15 protein-coding genes are annotated in these 15800 nt (G+C 60.8%); 8 read left to right on the forward strand and 7 right to left on the reverse strand.

Annotation, left to right across the window (positions count from 1 at the left end; genetic code table 11):
- The first annotated feature begins 109 nt into the window (after positions 1-109).
- Genes A7K61_RS19200 through A7K61_RS19210 form a run of 3 tightly spaced genes read left to right on the forward strand, consistent with a single transcriptional unit; the run spans position 110 to position 3675 of the window.
- A complete protein-coding gene (locus tag A7K61_RS19200) occupies positions 110-769 on the forward strand; it encodes a paraquat-inducible protein A (protein ID WP_044271246.1) in 660 nt (219 codons plus the stop codon).
- Positions 756-1379, forward strand: a complete 624-nt coding sequence (locus A7K61_RS19205; RefSeq protein WP_044271248.1) for a paraquat-inducible protein A — start codon at positions 756-758, stop codon at positions 1377-1379. The genes A7K61_RS19200 and A7K61_RS19205 overlap by 14 nt, the downstream gene beginning before the upstream one ends.
- The gene (locus A7K61_RS19210) at positions 1372-3675 is read left to right on the forward strand and encodes a PqiB family protein (protein WP_069558155.1); all 2304 of its coding nucleotides are present in this window, start codon (positions 1372-1374) and stop codon (positions 3673-3675) included. The genes A7K61_RS19205 and A7K61_RS19210 overlap by 8 nt, the downstream gene beginning before the upstream one ends.
- Positions 3676-3840: 165 nt before the next feature.
- Here the strand turns inward: A7K61_RS19210 and mksF are convergent, their stop codons facing one another.
- From mksF to mksB, 3 genes are read right to left on the reverse strand one after another with little or no spacing between them, the layout of a single operon-like run.
- Complete coding sequence (mksF, locus tag A7K61_RS19215) at positions 3841-6681, reverse strand: Mks condensin complex protein MksF (protein WP_032893715.1); 2841 nt, start codon at positions 6679-6681, stop codon at positions 3841-3843.
- Complete coding sequence (mksE, locus tag A7K61_RS19220) at positions 6678-7385, reverse strand: Mks condensin complex protein MksE (RefSeq protein ID WP_069558156.1); 708 nt, start codon at positions 7383-7385, stop codon at positions 6678-6680. The genes mksF and mksE overlap by 4 nt, the downstream gene beginning before the upstream one ends.
- A complete protein-coding gene (gene mksB, locus A7K61_RS19225) occupies positions 7375-8652 on the reverse strand; it encodes an Mks condensin complex protein MksB (RefSeq protein WP_032893713.1) in 1278 nt (425 codons plus the stop codon). Before mksB ends, mksE begins: the two co-directional genes overlap by 11 nt.
- Before the next feature lie 187 nt (positions 8653-8839).
- Here mksB and A7K61_RS19230 point away from each other — a divergent pair, with 187 nt between their 5' ends.
- Together A7K61_RS19230 and rimI are read left to right on the forward strand one after the other, a co-directional pair.
- Entirely contained in the window at positions 8840-9586 is a 747-nt protein-coding gene (locus A7K61_RS19230) for an energy transducer TonB (RefSeq protein ID WP_069558157.1), read from the forward strand.
- Complete coding sequence (rimI, locus tag A7K61_RS19235) at positions 9579-10031, forward strand: ribosomal protein S18-alanine N-acetyltransferase (protein ID WP_069558158.1); 453 nt, start codon at positions 9579-9581, stop codon at positions 10029-10031. Before A7K61_RS19230 ends, rimI begins: the two co-directional genes overlap by 8 nt.
- 133 nt (positions 10032-10164) lie before the next feature.
- Here the strand turns inward: rimI and A7K61_RS19240 are convergent, their stop codons facing one another.
- The gene (locus A7K61_RS19240; protein WP_047712514.1) at positions 10165-10569 is read right to left on the reverse strand and encodes a hypothetical protein; all 405 of its coding nucleotides are present in this window, start codon (positions 10567-10569) and stop codon (positions 10165-10167) included.
- 138 nt (positions 10570-10707) lie between these two features.
- Between A7K61_RS19240 and can the strand changes: the two genes are divergently transcribed.
- A complete protein-coding gene (can, locus tag A7K61_RS19245; RefSeq protein WP_003188288.1) occupies positions 10708-11352 on the forward strand; it encodes a carbonate dehydratase in 645 nt (214 codons plus the stop codon).
- Here the strand turns inward: can and A7K61_RS19250 are convergent.
- From A7K61_RS19250 to acpA, 3 genes are all read right to left on the reverse strand, one after another.
- The gene (locus tag A7K61_RS19250) at positions 11349-11873 is read right to left on the reverse strand and encodes an SET domain-containing protein-lysine N-methyltransferase (RefSeq protein WP_069558159.1); all 525 of its coding nucleotides are present in this window, start codon (positions 11871-11873) and stop codon (positions 11349-11351) included. The two genes, can and A7K61_RS19250, sit on opposite strands and share 4 nt — an antisense overlap.
- 134 nt (positions 11874-12007) lie before the next feature.
- Positions 12008-13177, reverse strand: a complete 1170-nt coding sequence (locus A7K61_RS19255) for a hypothetical protein (RefSeq protein WP_069558160.1) — start codon at positions 13175-13177, stop codon at positions 12008-12010.
- Positions 13178-13296: 119 nt separating this feature from the next.
- Positions 13297-14997, reverse strand: a complete 1701-nt coding sequence (gene acpA, locus A7K61_RS19260) for an acid phosphatase (RefSeq protein WP_069558161.1) — start codon at positions 14995-14997, stop codon at positions 13297-13299.
- Between the two features lie 155 nt (positions 14998-15152).
- Here acpA and A7K61_RS19265 point away from each other — a divergent pair, with 155 nt between their 5' ends.
- Both A7K61_RS19265 and A7K61_RS19270 read left to right on the forward strand, forming a co-directional pair.
- On the forward strand, positions 15153-15443 hold the full coding sequence (locus A7K61_RS19265; RefSeq protein ID WP_032893707.1) for a nucleotidyltransferase family protein: 291 nt from the start codon (positions 15153-15155) through the stop codon (positions 15441-15443).
- Complete coding sequence (locus tag A7K61_RS19270; RefSeq protein WP_032893706.1) at positions 15440-15781, forward strand: DUF86 domain-containing protein; 342 nt, start codon at positions 15440-15442, stop codon at positions 15779-15781. The genes A7K61_RS19265 and A7K61_RS19270 overlap by 4 nt, the downstream gene beginning before the upstream one ends.
- The last annotated feature ends 19 nt before the right edge of the window (positions 15782-15800 follow it).

The raw sequence follows: 15800 nt of genomic DNA on the forward strand, positions 1-15800 counted from the left end.
TTTGTTCCCCCCAACCCCGACCTGACTGCCCCGACAAATTTGCACAGTTATTTCTGAACGACACCACTAGAATAGCCACCTCACCATTTTTAGAGTCAGAGCCCTATCTATGCCCGATCCGGTTGATGCCCTCGAGGTGTCGGATTTACCGCTGGACGACTTGGTGGCATGCCATGAGTGCGACTTGCTGATGCGCAAACCAACCCTCGCCCTCGGCGAAAAAGCCCAATGCCCGCGTTGTGGCTACGAGCTATACGCTCACCGGCACAATGTGGTCGAGCGCAGCCTCGCCTTGGTACTGGCGGCCCTGCTGCTGTACATTCCCGCGAACTTTTTGCCCATCATGCAGCTCAATCTACTCGGGCAGTCCTCGGAGGACACCGTGTGGAGCGGCGTCGTTGGCCTGTTTGATACGGGTATGCAAGGCGTCGCCGCCGTGGTGTTCCTATGCAGCATGGGCATCCCCTTGCTCAAGTTGCTCTGCCAATTGGCCGTGCTGCTCAGTATTCGTTGGAACATCGGTCGCAACTACGGGCTGCTGCTATACCGCATCTACCACCACATGAAGGATTGGGGGATGTTGGAGGTCTACTTGATGGGTGTGCTGGTGGCGATCGTAAAGCTCGCCGACATGGCCTCCATCACCCTTGGCCTGGGTCTGGTCTGCTTCGTCAGTTTATTAATGGTCCAAGTTCTGCTTGAGGTGGTGATGTCGCCCCATCAGATCTGGCAAGCGCTGTCAGGAGAGGATGACCATGCGGGCGATTGATGCAGGCATTCTGATTTGTACCGAATGCCATGAGTTGAACAAGCAGGAAGCGGATACCGATGAGCAGCTCTGCACCCGTTGCGGCGCGTTGATCCATGCCCGTCGCCCCAATAGCCTCACACGCACCTGGGCGCTGTTGATCACTGCGGCGATCCTGTACATCCCCGCTAACCTGTTACCCATCATGACGGTCAACTCCCTCGGCCAAGGCGACCCCAGCACCATCATGTCGGGTGTCATCCAGTTGGTGCAGCACGGGATGTTCCCGATCGCCGCCGTGGTGTTCATCGCCAGTATCCTGGTACCGACCTTCAAGTTGGTCGGCATTGGCCTACTGCTGTTCTCGGTGCAGCGTCACCAACCGCTGTCCGCGCAACAACGCATTGTGATGTATCGCTTTATCGAGTTCATTGGGCGTTGGTCCATGCTGGATATCTTCGTGATCGCCATCCTGGTGGCGGTCGTTAACTTTGGGCGACTCGCCAGTGTCGAGGCCAACCTCGGCGCTGCGGCGTTCGCCAGTGTGGTGATCTTGACGATGCTTGCCGCAGTAACTTTCGATCCCCGACTGATTTGGGATAACACGGAGTCGGACGACGACCATGAGTGATTTGCCTAAAGCTAAAACCCGCCCAGCTTCTAACTGGTCGGCCATTTGGGTGTTGCCCTTGATTGCCCTGATCATTGGTGGCTGGCTGGGGTGGCGTGCCTATTCCCAGCAAGGTATCGAGATTCAAGTTCGCTTTGAGAGCGGCGAGGGTATCCAGGTCAACAAGACTGAAGTGGTCTATAAAGGCATGACCGTGGGCAAGGTCAAAACCCTGGCTCTGGATGACGAGGGCAGCAATCGCGGGGTGATCGCCACCATCGAGATGAACAAGGACGTTGAGCAGTACCTCAAGACCAACACTCGCTTCTGGTTGGTCAAGCCCAGCGTCAGCCTTGCCGGTATCACCGGCCTGGAAACCCTGGTTTCAGGTAACTACATCGCCGCCAGCCCCGGTGATGGCGAGCCCACGCGCAAGTTCAAGGCGCTCTCCGAAGAGCCGCCGTTATCCGACGCCAAGCCCGGCTTGCACCTGACCCTCAAGGCCGACCGCCTGGGCTCGCTGAACCGTGGCAGTCCGGTGTTCTACAAGCAGATTCAGGTCGGCCAGGTCAAAAGCTATCTGCTGTCCGAGGACCAGAGCACGGTAGAGATCAAGGTCTATATCGAACCGACCTACGCCAACCTGGTGCGCAAACACACACGTTTCTGGAACGCCAGCGGCATCAGTATCGACGCCAACCTTTCCGGTTTGAAAGTGCGCAGCGAATCCCTCTCCAGCATTGTCGCCGGTGGTATCGCCTTCGCCACGCCAGAGAATCGCAAAGACAGCCCACCCACCGACCCGAGCCTGCCTTTCCGCCTATACGAAGATTTCGATGCCGCCGCAGCGGGCATCAAGGTCAAGGTCAAACTCACCGACTTTGAAGGCCTGCAGGCCGGGCGTACGCCGGTGATGTACAAAGGCATCCAGGTCGGCAGCCTGAAAACCCTGAAGATCGACCCGGACCTGTCCAGCGCCAGCGCCGAGCTGACCCTCGACCCATTGGCCGAGGACTACCTGGTCGAGGACACGCAGTTCTGGGTGGTCAAACCGTCCATCTCCCTGGCAGGCATCACCGGCCTGGAGGCCTTGGTCAAGGGTAACTACATCGCGATTCGCCCAGGCGATAAAGGCACCCCGCCACAACGCGAATATGTAGCCCGTGCCAAGGCGCCGCCGTTGGACCTGCGTTCCCCGGGCCTGCACATGGTGTTGCTCACCGACAGCCTGGGCTCGCTGGATGTCGGCAGCCCGATTCTGTACAAGCAGGTCAAAGTCGGTTCGGTGCAGAGCTACCAGTTTTCACGCAAGAAAAAACAACTGGTGATCGGCGTTCATATCGAGAAGGAATACGAAAGCCTGGTCAACGGCTCGACGCGCTTCTGGAATGCCAGCGGCGTCACCCTCACGGGCGGCCTCACCGGGGGTATCCAAGTCAAAAGCGAATCCCTGGCCAGCCTGATGGCGGGCGGTATCGCCTTCGAAACGCCGGAACCGAACGTGCCATTGAAACATCGCATCCCGCGCTTCCGCCTGTATGCCGACCGTGATGCCGCTAACCAGCACGGCACGCTGGTGACCATCAAAGTCGAGCGCGCCGACGGCCTGAGCGCCGGCACACCAGTGCGCTTCAAGGGGCTGGATGTGGGCAAGATCGAGAGTGTCGACCTCAGTGCCGACATGCAGTCGGTGCTGCTCAAGGCGCGTATCACCCAGGTTGCGGACCGCATTGCGCGTTCGGGCAGTCAGTTCTGGGTGGTCAAGCCGGAACTGGGGCTGATGAAGACGGCTAATCTGGAGACTCTGGTCACCGGCCAATACATCGAAGTGCAACCGGCCGCAAAAAACGCCGGCCCGCAAAAGAGTTTTGTCGCCCTGGCCCAGCCGCCCGAAGCGGTGCATCAGGAAGCTGGCCTGAGCCTCACACTCAGCGCCGCCCGCCGTGGTTCGCTGAAGGAAGGGGTACCGGTCACCTACCGTGAAGTGACGGTCGGCAAAGTCACCGGCTATGAGCTCGGCCAGACCGCTGACCGCGTGCTGGTGCACATCCTGATCGAGCCCAAGTACGCGCCGCTGGTGCGCAGTGGTAGCCGTTTCTGGAACACCAGCGGCTTTGGCCTCGACTTCGGTTTGTTCAAGGGCGCGACCGTGCGTACCGAGTCGTTGGAGACATTGGTGGCCGGCGGGATCGCCTTTGCCACGCCGGACGGCGAGCGCATGGGTAACCCGGCACGGCCGCAGCAGACGTTCCCGTTGTTCGACAAGTTTGAGGATGAATGGCTGACCTGGGCGCCTAAGATTCCACTAGGCAAGTAGACCGAGGCGCGGCCTTCGCGAGCAAGCCCGCTCCCACAGGGAAGCTCGGTCAACTGTGGGAGCGGGCTTGCCCGCGATGAGGCCCACAAAAACACCACAAAACCCAAGCCGAAAAAAAGGCCGCGATCCAAAAGATCGCGGCCTTTTTACTTTCAGTACAACCCGTCAGACTTCATCCAGCTCCGGCTCGTCCGCCTGCACATTCATCGTCGCCTTCACCACATCATGACGACGGATGTACTTCCAGTCCGCCTCATCAATGTAGATCCCGTTCGGCCCGCTGCCGCCTTCCAGGTCGATCGCCACCTGGGCGGACACCTGCGGCTTCACGCTGGCCAGGATCGGCACAAAGCCCAGTTGCAGGCTGGTTTCCAACAGCGCCGCCTGGTTCTTCTCATCGATGTCTGCCGCTTCATCCAGGTAGTACGGCAAGCGCACGCGACCGGCCTGGTCGCGGTCCATCAGGTGCAGCAACAGGTACATGTTGGTCAGCGCCTTGATGGTCATGGTGGTGCCGTTGGACGCAGCGCCGTCGATGTCGGTATGGATCACCGGCTGGCCGTGAACCTTGGTGATTTCGAACGCCAACTCGAACAAGTCCTTGAGGCCCAACTGGTTATGGTTGGCGGCTACCAGGCGAGCCAGGTATTCCTTGGCTTCTTCGTTCTTGTTGTCCTGTTCGGCACTCTGGCTGAGGTCGAACACCGAGAGGGTCTCGCCTTCTTCATACTGACCGGCACTGTGAATGATCTGGTCGATATGTTTGAGCGCTTCCTTGTTCGGTGCCAGCACAATGCGAAAGCTTTGCAGGTTGGAGACCTGGCGCTTGTTGATCTCGCGGTTGAACAGCGCCAGCTGGTGTTCCAGGCTGTCGTAGTCGCTGCGGATATTGCGCAGGGTACGGGCGATGTCGGTGACCGCTGCACGACGTGCCTTGCCAAGCGTCAACGCCTCATCGGTACGGTGCGCGTAGGCGTTGATCAGCAGTTGCAGGCGACGCTCGACATCATCCTCACTGTCGAACTTGGCCACGCCCTTGAGACGTACCTGGGCGTACAGCGCTTCGATCTGGCCATCGGCGCGCAGCAAGCCCTGCCAGCTGTCCTGATAGTCGTTGAGCAGCGGCAACAGGTTGTCCATGGAATCGTCGACCGGGTCCATGAACGGCGTACCGAACGGCAGGTCCGCCGGCAACAGCTGACGACGGCGCAACGCGTCATCCAGCGTGCGCTGTTTGGCTTCCATGTCGCCGATCTGGCGACCGACCAATTGCAGCTTGGCCGACAGTTGCTGGACGCGCTCGGTAAAGGCATCGCTGGAACGCTTCAACTCGTCCTGGGCCGCTTCCATCTGCGCCAGGTTTTCCAGTTTCTCGCCTTCTTCGGCGCTCAGGGTCTGGGTGCGGCGGAAGTCTTCCAAGGCCTTCTGGGCATCCAGCACCTGCTGGTACAGCGCTTCGGTCTGGGTCTTGCTTGCGGCGCGGTCAGAGGCCACGGCCTGCTGGGTTTTCAGCTGCTTGAGCTCTTTTTCCAGGCGCTCTTTCTGGTCACGCAACGCGGCACGGTCTGCCAGGGCTTGGAGTGCCGGCGGCTCGATGTGCGAGATGTCGATGGACAGCCCCGGCACTTCAAAGCGCTCGCCCTTGAAGCCATCGAGGATCTGCTCCAGGGATTTGACCCACTGGCCGTCCTCGTCCAGCGTGATGCCATGTTCGCCCAGCGGCAGGCTGAACAACGAGCTGTTGAACAGGCGCATCAGGCGCTCGACGTCCTGCTGCGAGAACTCTTCGCGCAGCTTGGCGTAGCTGTTGTTGTCCGCGTGATCGAGCTGCTGCTTGACCGACTTCAAGCGCTTTTCCAGGTCGCGCAGGCGCTCTTCCAAGTCTTCGGCGCTGAACTGTCGCGACTGCGCCAAGGCGCCCGCCAGTTCATCGTGAGCGTCCTTGGCGGCGAGCAGTTGTTGCTCCAGCATCTTGACGTCATCCACCAGGGCAAAGCGGTGCTTGAGCACCGACAACTCGCCCAACCAACGCTGGATCCCGCTGATTTCCCGCTCCAGGCGCATCAGCTCCTGGGTGCCGCCGCGCTGGTCGTTCTGCAGCGCGTCCTGCTCGTTGCGGTAGTGTTCGGCCTGGATGGTCAGCTCTTCCTTGCGCGCACTGGCGTAGTCCGACCAGGTGCCCAGCAACGAATCCAGCAGCGGCGACAGGCGATGCAGTTTGCCGCGCAGGGCGTCGCGCTGTTTCACGCCATTGGCAAGGGCTTCAACCAAGGGGCCGGCAGCCACCAGCGAGTTGTAGTCCTGCTCCATGCGTCGCACATCGCGGAAGGCTTCTTCACAGGCCGCGATGTAATCGACACTGCCCGAACGCAGGCTGTGTTCGAAGGCATCAAGGAACAGTTGCTTGAGCTTGGCCGCGGTGATTTCGCGCATGTGCAGCAGGTTGATAAACAGCGCGCGGAACGTCTTCAGGCTCTGCTCGCTGGTGGAGCGCAGCGGAATCAGGGTCAGGTCCAGCGGGATAGACGTATGCCCGCCCACCAGCAAGCGCCGCAGCTCATCGGGCTTGAGTTCATAGGCTTTCAGGCCCTCGCGCTCAAGGTTGGTGAACAGCTCTTTCTGGCGCAGGCAGGTGTCGTTTTTCTGGTAGTGGGCCAGGTCCAGCTTGCCCGCATAGGCAAAGAACTGGTGACCAAAGCCACCGCCCGGGCCGCGACCGACCACGCCGATGACGTGGGGGCCGTGGGGCAGGGAGACTTCTACCAGGATGTAGCTGGTGTCGGTGGCAAAGTAGAAGCGCCGCGATTGTTCCAGGGTGTACTTGCCGAAGCTCATGTCCGACATGCGTGCCAGGATCGGGAACTGCAAGGCGTTGATCGAGGCGGATTTACCCAGGTTGTTGGCGCCGTACACCGACAGCGGTTCTTCCAGTGGGAACAAACCCAGGCTGTAACCGGCGGTGTTCAATAGGGCGAAGCGGCGGATGCCGTAGCGTTCCTTACTCATGCGTCGGTCTCCTGTTCTTCGGCAATGGCGCGGGCCAGGGCATCTTCTTCGCTTTCTTCGGTGAAGGCGCTCAGATCCAGCGGGTCGTCGGTCTTCAGCAGTTTTTCATCGCTGTCTTCGTCGATGATCACCGGCACCGGCAGCGGCAATACGCTGTGCACGCTGGCGGCAAGGTCGCGGTCTTGCTGCACCGACAGGCACACATCCAGGAAGCGGTGCATCGGCGGCAGGAAGCGGTAGATACCGTTGTCTTCGCTGGCAAAACCCAGTTGGGTCATGCGGCGCATGATTTTTTCTTCGAGCTCTTCCTGGGTCTGTACCTCGGCCTGGATAAACAGGTCGCGGTATTTCTCCAGCAACGAAGGCAGCTCATCGCGGCCCAGGCTGCCGCCGTCGAGCACGGCAATCGGGTCGCGACCCTGGTCGGCCAGGTGTTCGACGATGATGAAGGTGAACAAGGCCAGGCGCTGGGCGGTCTTGTTCACCTGTGCGGCGGCCACGGCAGTGTCCGGCACGAAGTAATAGAAGCCGCGGGTATCGCACACCAGCTCAAAACCCAGGGCCTTGAACAGCGTGCGGTACTGGTCCTGGAAGTTCGACAACTGCGCGTACAGCTCCGGGTCGCGGCGGCTGACGTGGTAACCCTTGAACAGCTCGCGAAAGATCGGCGCCAGCTGGGACAGTTCGGATAGATCAAGATGCATAAGGCGTGCTCGCAGAATTCTCGGTGGCATCGACGCCGGCCGGGAGCAGGGCGAAGGAGCGCAGGCTGACCTGGTGCTCGTGGGTGTGGTAATCGCGACGCTCCAGGCGCTCGCGCTTGAAGCGTTTTTCCCGGGACAGGCGCGAGAACCAGTACAGCAATTCATCGGTGGCGCCGTCCGGTTCCTGCTCCAGCAGCCAGGTCATCAGGTCGGGCATCGGCAGCGCGTCTTCGCAGCGCTCGAGCATTTCCTTGACCGTACGCGGTGCGCGCTGGGCTTCGCCTTTGTGCGACTTGTGCGCCTTGGGGAAACGCGCCGGTTTGGGCTCGAAATTGGCCAGGGCATACACATAGGCTTCGACCTGGCTGGCACTGCCCAGGAAGGTACTTTGCGGCCGCGTGAACATCGGCATCGCCGCTTGCGGCACCGCGTCCAGGCCTTTGCGGCGAATCGCCGACAGGGCCAGCGCCGCGCCGCGAGTCACGGCGTTATGCCGGCGTGCTTCTTCACGCAGCGGCAGCAGCAACTCCCGCGCATGGCGCAAGGTCAGCTGGGCGCTGGTTTGCATTTCGAGGATGCGCGCGTGGGTGCGCAGCAGCATGTCGTCATCCACCAGGTGGCCAAGACGCTGTTGCTCGGTGAGCATGCGCAGCAGCACGTTTTCCACCTTGCGCACGCCTTGCTCGAAGGCGCCGTCGGCGTTCACCAGCTGGATCATCGGCTCGACATATTCGTCCCAGGTCGCCAACACTTCGGCGTAACGCTGGCGCAACGGGATCTGCCGGTCGCTGGTCTTGGCGCGGTCGGCCACGGCGGCGAGGGCTTGTTCATCGTTGGCGAGCTTTTTGAGCACATCGCGCACGCGCATATCCAACAGGCGCAGTTGCCGGGCCAGGTCGTGGCCGTCGCGAATGTCGAAGGCGTCCTGGATATAACCGGCCAGGCGCTCCAGGTGGCGCAGGTAGGCTTCGATTTCCAGGCACAGGCCAAGCCGGTGCTCCTTGCGAAGATAGGCGAGGAAGTCGTGGATCTGCGCGTTGAGCTCGAAACGGTTCGGGCTCTTGGCGACAGGCACCAGGATATCCAGGCGAATCCACACGTCCAGCAGGCTGGTGATGTCCTGGGGCGTGCTGTCCAGTTGTTGGGCGGCCAACTGTGCGCGCAGCTCGGCCAGGCTCAGGGTGCCTTGGTCGAAGTGTTCGCACAGAGGCTCAAGTAAGGCCCAGTGTTCGGCGAGGGCGCGCAGGACGCGCTTGGGTTCGATCATGGGAATGGCCGGCTGGTTGGCGATTAAAAGTCGCGATTGTACTGCATCACGCGCGGGATTTATCCACAGCCGGTCAGTGCGCAGTGGGCGATTGTGGCTGAACAGCGGTAGAATCCCCGCTCTTTACTTATCCACAAGTGGCCGAGCTGTGCTTATCGAGTCCCGACGTCGCGCTTACTTGACCGCCATGCAGGTGGTCAACTGGCTGCCCCGCACTGAACTGCCGTTTGCAGCGCCGTCGCGGCCCGAGTTGTTGCAGGCGCTTGAGCCCTTTGAGGCGTTCGAGTCGTCGGGAGAAGAGGCGGCCGCGCCTGTGGCGGTGGTCAAACCCACCCCTGAGGCGCGCCCGGCGGTCGAGCGGGCCAAGATCGAAGTGCCTCGCCCTGCGCCGGTGACCAAGGCTGCCAAGGTGATGGAGGAGGCTGCTCCCGTGGTCAAGGCGCCGGTGGTGCCGCCGCCACGCTTTGCCCTGCAATTGCTGCGGGCCGGGCGTTGCCTGTTGCTGGTGGAACTGCCGACCGGCGAACGTTTCCAGTCCCGCGACCCGGCCTACCTGTTGCTCAAGGACATGCTGCGCGCCGCCGGCCTGCCCGACAGCCCGCAAATCGTCGGGGAGCCGGTGCGCTGGCCGCTGCTGGTGCGCGGCACCATGGACCAGGGCCCCGAGGCCGCACGGGATTTCGTCCAGGGGTTTGTCTCGGCGCGCCTGGAAGACGAGCCCTGCGTGTGCCTGTGGCTGATCGGCCTGCCCGCCGTGCGGTTTGCCGGTGAAGCCAACGCCGAGGCCTGGTACCGCGAGCTGCAGGTTGAAGGCCTGGGTTCGGTGTGGGCCCTGCCGGGCCTGGAATTATTAATGGAAGAGCCACAGCGTAAGGCTGATGTCTGGCAAGCCATGCGCCGGCTGATGGCGCGCTGGAAAACAACTGATGAGTGAGGCTTTATCCTTTCGCCCGATGACCGAGGCCGACCTCGACGCCGTGCTGAAAATCGAATACGCGGCGTTCAGCCACCCCTGGACCCGCGGGATTTTCCTCGACGGGCTGGGCAAGTACCAGATCTGGCTGATGTTCGAAGGCGAGCAGCAAGTGGGGCATGGGGTGGTGCAGATCATCCTCGATGAAGCGCACTTGCTGAACATTACCGTGAAACCGGAAAACCAGGGCCGGGGCCTGGGCCTGGCGCTGCTGGAGCACTTGATGTCCCATGCCTATGCGGCCAATGCCCGGGAATGTTTCCTGGAAGTGCGTGACAGCAATACCGGCGCGTTTCGGTTGTATGAGCGCTATGGCTTCAACGAAATTGGCCGTCGCCGGGATTACTACCCGGCAGTCGGTGGCCGCGAAGATGCAGTCGTGATGGCCTGCACCCTCGTCGACTGAACAACCGTGAGCTGTAGGAGCGAGCTTGCTCGCGAAAAACGTCAACGCTAACGCGTGCTTCCTGGATGAACGCGGCGCCTGTGGTTTTTTCGCGAGCAAGCTCGCGCCTACACCTACATAGGGTGATGATCGATCAGCGCTTGCGGTTCAGCGGGTCCAGATCAGCCAGTTCCGCCTCATCCAACCCATTCCCGCCACCAATGTCATTTTCTCCCACGACGCTCAAGTCGTAGTCGGCGGCATTGTCTTCGCCTTGCTCCTGCGCATCCCGCGCGCCATCCTCACGGATCAGCGTTTCCGGGCTCATATCGTCATCGGTAGCTTCATGATCATCCGTCGAAGCCCCGGTCAGCCCGGCCTCGCGCACCCGTTCGTCGGGCATCAAATGGTCGCGTTCACGGCGCGGCAGCTCGTCGCCGATTTCTGCGGTCTGGTCTGGCTCGTCAAAATCCAGCTCGCGCATTTCACCCATGCGGTCTTCGTTGTCATCGATCGGTTCGGGCTGTGTTGCGCCGTAGGGACGTCGTGATTCAGTCATGGCCAATCCTCATACTGTGGGGCTTATAGTGTGTGGACAGGCATGGCAGCCAAAAAATTCAAGCTAATTAGCGCCTGGCGTGACCCGGACGAGGGCTTGTCAGTCACAAAACTGCGCATCATTCCTGAGGCTTCCCTGATGAACGAACTACAAGACCTGCTTGATAACAACGAACGCTGGGCGGATGCGATCAAACAGGAAGATCCCGAATTCTTCGCCAAGCTCGCCCGCCAGCAAACCCCGGAATACTTGTGGATCGGTTGTTCCGATGCGCGTGTACCGGCCAACGAGATCGTCGGCATGTTGCCTGGTGATCTGTTCGTGCACCGCAACGTGGCCAACGTGGTGCTGCACACCGACCTCAATTGCCTGTCGGTGATCCAGTACGCGGTGGATGTGCTCAAGGTCAAACACATCCTCGTCACTGGCCACTACGGCTGTGGTGGCGTGCGTGCGTCGATGCAGGACCGTCAGTTCGGCTTGATCGATGGCTGGCTGCGCACTATTCGCGACCTTTACTACGAAAACCGCGATGTGCTGGCCCAGTTGCCGACCGAAGAAGAGCGCGTGGACCGCATGTGCGAACTCAACGTGATCCAGCAGGTGGCCAACGTCGGCCACACCAGCATTGTGCAAAATGCCTGGCACCGTGGGCAGAGCCTGTCGATCCATGGCTGCATCTATGGCATCAAGGACGGCCGTTGGAAGAGTTTGAACACCACCATCAGTGGCTTTGAGCAACTGCCGCCGCAATACCGCCTGCGCCCGTTGGGCGAAGCCTAAGGTCGCTTGTGCTCGCGCCACCAGGCCATGAAGGCCTGGCCTTCGGCGTTCAGCGGCTCCTTGTTGCCGGTGATCCAGCCCCGGCAGTTCAGCTCGCCGCAATGGCATGCGAACTGCCGGGCCAGGGTGTCTTCGGTGGTGGCGTAATCCAGCGTCAGCAAGCTGCCGGCGCCGATGGGTTGCACCGTCCATAGCTCCAGGTACGTCGTGTCTAGAAACACGTTCGGGTTGCAGGAGTGCTGTAACAGGCCGCAGAGCCAACAATCGTACAAGTGGATGCGGGGTGACAGTTGCAGCGTGTACGGGCGCCGTTCGCTCACGGCATAACCGGAAACCTTAGCAATGCGCGTGCGACTCTCAAAGGCCACGCGCGCCGTGACCCTGGCCGCAACCCCTTCAGCCTCTTGCTTGACCTCAAAGTGCTCGGTCGAGGGGTAACCCTGTTCCACGAGCAGCGTCTTGAAGGGATAGAGGCAGTCATTCACAGCCGTTTCAGCCTTATCCATGGCTCGAGTTTTCATCACTCTCCTGAGCGGGGCTGCATGGACCTGCGGGTGTGACGGCCAGTCTTGCAGCAAATGGGCGCGGCCCTAGATTCGCCGAAGTGGGATCCTATTTCTACTGTCAAAGTTGACAGTAGAAACGGTTTTTCCCCTTAAAGCGCGGGGGCTGTGACCGTGGGGGCGGGGGCGGCATTTCTCAGCTGTTTCAACTGTGCCTTGATAGGCGCTGTGGCGCACTTGGCGTTGGCCTGCTCGGGCGTCAGGTGGCGCACGGAGGTGTAGAACAGCTCACACGTCTGCTCCTTGCGCGTGACCTGCCACGTATTCAGGCAGGCCTTGAGCAATACATTGGCATCGCTGGCGGGTTTCTGGCCCATGCCGGCTTGCCAGCAGGCGGCGCTCAAGTCCTGGCCCATCACTTTCAAGCCGGCGTCGTCGGCCTTTTGTTCGTCACCGTCATAACTGTCGGGGCTGGCCGCGTACCAAATGTAGCTTGGGTGGTTGGCGCCCAATACCGCGACGGTTTTGCCGGGCTCCGGGCTGATCTGCGCCAGGCTCAGCACACCCACGGTTTGCCCGTATTGTTGCTTGATCCAACTGCGCACCGGCGCGCCGAAGGCCACCATCGGCAACGCGCCGCCAGGGCGCAGGCTCAGTTCCTTGACCATGCGGGTCTGGTAGTCGGTGAAGTAGCCATAGACGGTTTCCAGGTCTTTGCCGGCATTGGACGGCGCAGCGATGGGCGCGATATCGATGATGGTCTGGTACGCCGGCGTTTCCGTGGCCGGTACGCCGTTTTCGCTTAACAAGGTGGCCCAGCGGTCGGTGGTGGCCGATTCCAGGTAATCCTGGGCCTGGGTCAGCGAGTAATCCGGCGGGAAGTGCAACAGCTCGATGCTTTTACGGTTTTCCAGGGCCATGCCCAACGGCAGGAACAGGTACCAGTTGTAGGCCCATTTGCCGTCACTGTTGAGCTGGCGGGCACCTTGGTAAGCGAGATCGGCGGTATTGAGCAGCGTGGTCAGCGGCTGGCCGTAACCGTCTGGCACGCCGCTGAAGGTCGCCGTGACCTGACCGTCGTGGGTCTTCACACTGACCTTGGCCCGGCTGTAACCGTCACGTTGCAGGCTCTGGTTCAAATAGTGTTCGGCGGTCTGCTCCAGTGACCATGGCCGGAAGCAGATCACATTGCAATTGTTGGGGTACGCGAACAACTGGGTGACGCGCTGCGTGCTGCCCAGTGGCACCTCGATGTCGGCCTGTACGACCGCACTCGCCAGCAGTGCGGCGAGGGTGAAGGACAGCCTGGTCGGTTTAAACATAGTCGATTCCTTGTCAGCGAAGCCCGTCTGCGCGGGATGGAAGCCCACCTGCACACAGTAGCGGCTGACCAGGAAAATCGCGTGTTAAATCGCCTGGCATGTCGTTATTGGATAAGCCCCTACAGGCTGAACTGCAAGGCATTGCTCAGATCGCCCATGGGCTTCTGGCCGCGCGCGATCATCGCGTCATCGCGCTGCTTGAGGCCGTCCAGGGTCTCCAACTGGAACACCCGTGTGATCAAACGCAGGATCGATGCCGTGTCGTACACCGTATGGTCCACCGTGCCTTTGCGTGCAAACGGCGACACCACCAGCGCCGGAACCCGCGAGCCCGGGCCCCAGCGGTCACCCTGGGGCGGCGCCACGTGGTCCCACCAGCCGCCGTTTTCATCCACGGTCACCACCACCACCATGTTTTTCCATTGCGGGCTTTCTTGCAGCACCTTCAAGGCGCGGGCGATATGGCGGTCGCCCGAGGCCACATCGGCATAACCGGCGTGCATGTTCAGGTTGCCCTGGGGTTTGTAGAAACTCACGGCAGGCAGCTTGCCGGCCTGGGCGTCGGCGAAGAACCGGTTGGTGCTCGACTCATCGCCCAAACCGCCGTCGCGCAGGCGCTTGGCACGCTCTGCCGGGTTTTGCGGCCCTTGCTGCTTGAAGTAATTGAACGGCTGGTGGTGGTACTGGAAATTCGGAATCTTGGGGATGCCGCCGGAGTCCTTGAACTGCTCCAGGGTGGCTTGCCACGCACCGGCGTACCAGGCCCAGTCGATGTTCTTTTTCGACAGCTTGTCGCCAATATGCTCGTGGGTTTGCGGCACCAGCACATTGGGCAGGTCGGGCTTGGAGTAATCCGGGTTTTGCGGGTCGCGGATCCAGGTGGGCCAGTAGGGTGGGGCCAGGGTGTTTACGCCGTAACCATCGGGAGTCAGCGCGCTGGGGCCAAATTGTGGCGGGCCGGTCATGGCGCTGGCCGGGGAGGTGTTCAAGGGCTTGAGGTGCGTGTCGCTGGGGTCATCGCTTTGCAGCGTGGCGATCTGCGCCTTGGCCACCGACTGCGCGGCATTGGGATAAAACGGCGCGGTGGCGCTGATCAGGTACTGATGGTTAAGGAACGAGCCGCCAAACGCGCCCTGGAAGAAGTTATCGCACAGCACAAACTCCTTGGCCACGTCCCACAGGCGCAGGGCATAACGGCTCTGGGCGTAATGGCCCATCACCAGTCCACCGGAATCGCCCCAGGCGACAAAACCATCATTCTTGCCGCCGTTGATCTGCATCTGGTTCTGGTAGAACACATGCCACAGGTCGCGAGTCACCAGGCTCAATGGTAGGTCTTCGCCCTGCGGGCCTTTGAGGGCGAACGGCGCGTTGGGCAGGTTTTGCTGGAATTGCACTTCGCTGGGGTAAGTCACCCCGTCCACCGTTTGCGGGCCGACCTGCAACACGCCGCCCCAACTCGGTGGCAGGGCAGACAATACGCTGCCATCGCGGTCGCGCTGCTGGAAGTCCTTGGCGGTTAACGCCGATAGCGGTTTTTCCACCCCGGGGAAATCTGCGAACAGGTTGTTGAAGCTGCGGTTCTCGGCGTAAATCACCACCACGGTCTTCACCTGCTCGCGCAGCGCTTTGTCCAGTTCCTGGGGCGTGAGCGGCCGGGTCACGGGTGGGCTCGGTGCTTCGCTGGTATTGCCGCAGGCACTCAAAGTCGCCCCCACGCCCAACACCGCCGCACCGCCGAGGAAGCGCCGACGGCTGGTGTCTACCGGCGTTTTGGGGGCGCAGTCGTGGGCAGGGTGGTCGTTGTGCTCGTCACTCATTGGGGGGAGTCCTTGGCGAGATGTTGCAAGATATTTCGCAGGACGGTAGCAATGGAATGTGACGGAACAAAGACAGGCGGGTGATGGGCGGGGCGTGTCTACACGGCTCAAGCGCTGCTAAACTGCCCTTCTAATGCACATCACTGAGGTGAGTCGTGAGACCTTCAACTGCACTTGATCTGCAACGAACGGCTGTACGAGAAGTGGTCGGGCGTTTCCGTATTTCCAATCCCAGAGTATTTGGGTCGGTACTGATGGGGACTGACCAAGAAGGCAGTGATCTTGATTTGCTGGTAGACGCGCCGCCGGGCACAACGCTCTTTGATCTCGGTGGGTTGCAGGTCGAGCTTGAGGACTTGCTCGGCGTTAATGTCGACCTGCTTACGCCTGGTGACTTGCCTTTGAAATTCCGCGATAAAGTGCTAGCGGAGGCCCGGCCAGTATGACGGAAAGTCGGCTAGGGGATTATCTGGAGCACATAAGGCAAGCTGCCACTGACGCGATCACTTTTGTAGAGGGCTTAAACAAAGAAGAGTTTTTGGAGGACCGGCGAACACAACAAGCTGTGGTCATGAGCCTGATTATCATTGGTGAAGCGTCGACGAAAATCATGGATCAGCATCCGGACTTCGCGGCACGCCATTCACATATTCCTTGGCGCAATATGCGAGCGATGCGCAACCGAATCGCTCATGGTTACTTCGATATCAACTTGGATGTTGTTTGGGACACGATACAGAGTGCCTTACCTGATCTATTGGCCCGCCTTCCTGTAAATCCTTGACCGCAGCTGTTCTACCAAC

Origin of the sequence: Pseudomonas sp. AP42 (assembly GCF_001728935.1) — a bacterium.
In the GTDB taxonomy this organism is placed as follows: Bacteria; Pseudomonadota; Gammaproteobacteria; order Pseudomonadales; family Pseudomonadaceae; genus Aquipseudomonas; species Aquipseudomonas lactis.